The sequence below is a fragment of the Streptomyces sp. SM1 genome (assembly GCF_002910825.1).
Lineage (GTDB): Bacteria > Actinomycetota > Actinomycetes > Streptomycetales > Streptomycetaceae > Streptomyces > Streptomyces okerensis.
The window spans coordinates 1-3,603 of record NZ_NEUB01000952.1 but is presented as its reverse complement, the minus strand read 5'-3'; the positions used below and the strand labels follow the sequence as shown (position 1 = coordinate 3,603).

The following is a 3,603-nucleotide window of genomic DNA, read 5'->3' as shown; positions in this document are numbered from 1 at the left end:
AGTGGAATATTGCGCCCTTCGCGAGCCTGCGATTCCGTGCCGCGTTGCGGACGGCCCGGGCTATCAGCGGCGTCTGGTAGTGGTCGTCCATCGCATAACCGATGACCTCCTTCGTACAGCAGTCGATAACGGTCGCCAGATACAGCCACCCCTCGCCGGTGGGTATGTAAGTAATGTCGCCGACGAGCTTTTCGCCAGGAGTTTCTGCGGTGAAGTCGCGGCCGACGAGATCTGGCACCGAGCCTGCGACTGCCTGGGTGAGGGACCACCGCTTCGGACGGGGCTGGCAGGGTACCAGGCCCAGCTCACGCATCAGCTGACGGACGAGTTCGGGGCCGGCGGCGTGGCCCCAGCGCAGCAGCTGGGCGTGGATTCTCCGGTATCCGTAGGTGCTGTCGGACATGCCGAACGCTCTATTGACAAGCAGCTTCAATTCCTCGCGCCGCCGGGCCGTCACTGAATCGGGACGGCACCGCCAGCCGTAGTAGCCCGACTTGGACACGCCGAGGTGTTCGCACATGAACTCGACGGGGTACGCGTACTCCGCGGTATCGAGTCGCATCGTTTCGATGAACTCGTACTTGCTCGCTACCGGGGATCCTTCGCGAAGTACGCCGCGCATTTTTTTAGGAAGGCGTTCTCCATCTCGACCTCGCGAATGCGGCGTTCGAGTTCCTTGAGCCGGGCCCGCTCGTCCACGGCGAGCGGCTCGGTCTGCTTCCCGTGCTCGCGCTCGTGTCGGCGCACCCAGGTGCGGAGCGTCTCGGGATTCATCTCGAGTTCCCGGGCGACCTGGGCGATGGGCTTGTTTGATTTCAGGGCCAGCTGGACCGCTTCTTCGCGGAACTCCGGCGAGTACGGACTTGGACGTGCCACTTGCTTCTTCCCTCGATTCCTTACAGGACAACCCTATTGGGTCCCTGTCCGGGATCTTCGGGGCCCCTCAGGTGTCGCCGCCCTCCATCCGGGAGACCTGGGGCTGAGTCATCCCGGCCCGCTCTGCCAGCTCCGCCTGGGACAGGCCGAGTTCGATCCGACGGCTGTAAACCGCCTGTCCAAGATCGCCGGCCAGCCGCGCCTCGACGTACTCCTGGTCGTACTCCACCGCCCCACCCGCGAGCTGCCGGGTCCCGCGCGTCCTCCACGTACTGTGATTCATCAGCTCTCCTTGCGCCGCTCGTACGTGTGCTGGGCATGGCGCTCGGCTTCGCAGACCTTCTGGGCCTGATGCGCACGCTCGACTTCCGCCGCTTCACGCATCCTCGTCCTACGGAAGACCGTCAGCAGCACAATTCGTTGTCCGGGCGCGAGCCAGTACGGAATGCGTACGGCTTCGCAGTCCAACTCGAAGCGGAGCTCGCGCAGCTTGCCACCCGCGCCGCCACGTTCACGACGGAAGCAGCGGCGATCGGGGAAGTCGGCCGGCTCTGGGGGGCTTCGGGCATCGTCGACCCGAGCGGCCGGTACTGCGTCTTCTTCGACTCGCACGATGCCGACGACGACCAGGCCGAACGGGCCGAACTGGCGCCGGCCTGGCGGGTGTCCAGGCCGGCGGATGGGGCGACGTCACGCGGGGGCGCCGAGCGGCGGGTGCTCCAGCACGCGGGGCCTGTACTCGACCAGCTGGATGCGGCCGTCGAAGGTGCGGTGCTCGGTCATCTCGAGGGCGACGTCCGGATAGCCGTCGTAGATGCGTTCCTCGCCCGTGGCCCCGGTGATCACCGGGAACATCACGACCCGGAAGCGGTCCACGAGTCCGGCCCGCAGCAGGGACCGGCACAAACTGAGGCTGCCGATCGTGCTGAGGAGCCCCGAGCCACTCGACTTCATGGCGCGGACCGTCTCGACGGCGTCGTCGCGGACGAGCGTGGAGTTGGCCCACGTGAGTGGCTCCTCGAGTGAGGAGGAGAACACCACCTTGGACGCTTGAGTGAGCTCGTCGACGGACGCCTCTTCTTCGGGCCTGAACTCGTCCAGGCCGGCCGGGACCTCGCCCGCGGCGAAGCCCGACATCAGGCGGTAGGTGTTCGCTCCCATCAGGTAGGTGGCCTCGGGCTGCTCAACGAGCCATGCGAGGTACTCCGGGCCCTCTAGGCCCCAGAAACCGGGCCATCCCTCTCCGGACGCGTGGCCGTCGAGGGAGGTGATGAAGTCGACGAGAAGCTCCGACATGGCGGTGTCCTACCTTTCAAGACGTGGGTCTGATCCGGTCATTCGTAGGATCGGAGGGCCCAGGGGTTCTGGGTATGGCTGCATGGTGGGCGCCGTTTGGATGGCTCAAAGGACTTGGCCGCCCGGAGCCCCGCGACGACTCGACCGCCAATTGGGAGACGCGACTCGATCGCTGCTGTAGGACAACGTCGGCGAGGTCGTCTGCGGGATCGATGTGACGACGAGCTGGCGGAGGGAACGTGCCCGAGATCTGGGCCGGAGTGGACATCGGCAAGACGCATCACCACTGCGTGGTGATCAACGCGGACGGCGAGCGGCTGCTGTCCCGCCGGGTCCTGAACGACGAGACCGAGCTGCTTCAGCTCATCGGCGACGTCCTGGAGATATCCACCGACGTGCTGTGGGCCGTCGACCTCAACCACGGCGGGGCCGCCCTGCTGATCGGCCTGCTGCTCAGCCACGGCCAGCCGATGGCCTACCTCACCGGCCTCGCGGTCCACCGAGCATCGGCCACCTACAAAGGCGAGGGCAAGACTGACGCGAAGGACGCCTTCGTCATCGCCGACCAGGCCCGCGTCCGACGTGATCTCGGCCTGCTGAGGCCCGGCGACGAGATCGCCATTGACCTGCGCACGCTCACTACCCGGCGCCTGGACGTGGTCTTCGACCGCACCCGGCAGATCAACCGTCTCCGCGCTCAACTGCTGGAGATCTTCCCCGCGTTGGAACGCTCGCTTGAGCTGACCAACAAAGGGCCGGTGATGTTGCTGACCGGCTACCAGACCCCGGCCGCGATCCGCCGCGCCGGCGCGAAGCGGATCGAGACCTGGCTGAAGAACCGCAAGGTCCGCGGCGCCGCCGCACTTGCGAAAACGGCTGTGGAGGCTGCCCAGGCGCAGCTGACGGCCCTGCCTGGCGAGACGCTGGCCGCCGCCATGGTGGTCCGCCTCGCGAAGGGGGTGATGTCCCTCGATGAGGAGATCGCCGAGCTCGACGCCCTGATCGAGGCCAAGTTTCGCGAGCATCCGCACGCTGAGGTGATCCGCAGTCTGCCCGGCATGGGCCCCAAGCTCGGTGCCGAGTTCATCGCCGCGACCGGCGGTGACATGGACGCCTTCGGCAGCGCCGATCGGCTGGCCGGCTTCGCCGGCCTGGCGCCCAGGCCACGCGACTCCGGCCGCGTCAGCGGCAACCTGCGCAGACCCAGGCGTTACCACCGTGGACTGCTGCGGAGCATGTACCTGTCGGCGATGGTCAGCACTACCACCTGTCCCGCCTCGAAGGCGTACTACCAGCGCAAGAGGAGCGAGGGGAAAGGACACAAGCAGGCTCTGCTGGCCCTCGCCCGCCGACGCCTCAATGTCCTGTGGGCGATGATCCGTGACGGACAGTGCTACCAAGGTTCACCTCCCGTCACGGCGGCGGCTTGAC

Annotated in this window: 5 protein-coding genes and 1 pseudogene; 1 reads left to right on the top strand and 5 read right to left on the bottom strand. The window is 66.8% G+C overall.

Annotation, left to right across the window (positions count from 1 at the left end; all coding sequences use genetic code 11):
* The 5 genes and pseudogenes from B9S61_RS33295 to B9S61_RS33275 form a co-directional block, all read right to left on the bottom strand.
* Positions 1-622: IS3 family transposase (locus tag B9S61_RS33295; RefSeq protein ID WP_107499724.1), on the bottom strand; the 622-nt coding region annotated here is incomplete at its 3' end.
* A complete protein-coding gene (locus B9S61_RS33290; protein WP_103545094.1) occupies positions 589-876 on the bottom strand; it encodes a transposase in 288 nt (95 codons plus the stop codon). The genes B9S61_RS33290 and B9S61_RS33295, both read right to left, overlap by 34 nt.
* A gap of 70 nt (positions 877-946) precedes the next feature.
* Positions 947-1,159: pseudogene (locus B9S61_RS33285) on the bottom strand (helix-turn-helix domain-containing protein); the annotation flags it as partial.
* The gene (locus B9S61_RS42875; protein ID WP_258039993.1) at positions 1,159-1,488 is read right to left on the bottom strand and encodes a hypothetical protein; all 330 of its coding nucleotides are present in this window, start codon (positions 1,486-1,488) and stop codon (positions 1,159-1,161) included. The pseudogene B9S61_RS33285 and the gene B9S61_RS42875, both read right to left, overlap by 1 nt.
* A 78-nt stretch (positions 1,489-1,566) precedes the next feature.
* A complete protein-coding gene (locus B9S61_RS33275; protein ID WP_103545507.1) occupies positions 1,567-2,172 on the bottom strand; it encodes a dihydrofolate reductase family protein in 606 nt (201 codons plus the stop codon).
* 239 nt (positions 2,173-2,411) lie between these two features.
* Here B9S61_RS33275 and B9S61_RS33270 point away from each other — a divergent pair, with 239 nt between their 5' ends.
* Positions 2,412-3,602: an IS110 family transposase gene (locus tag B9S61_RS33270; RefSeq protein ID WP_103543576.1), complete on the top strand. Its 1,191-nt coding sequence runs from the start codon at positions 2,412-2,414 to the stop codon at positions 3,600-3,602.
* Position 3,603: the final 1 nt, after the last annotated feature.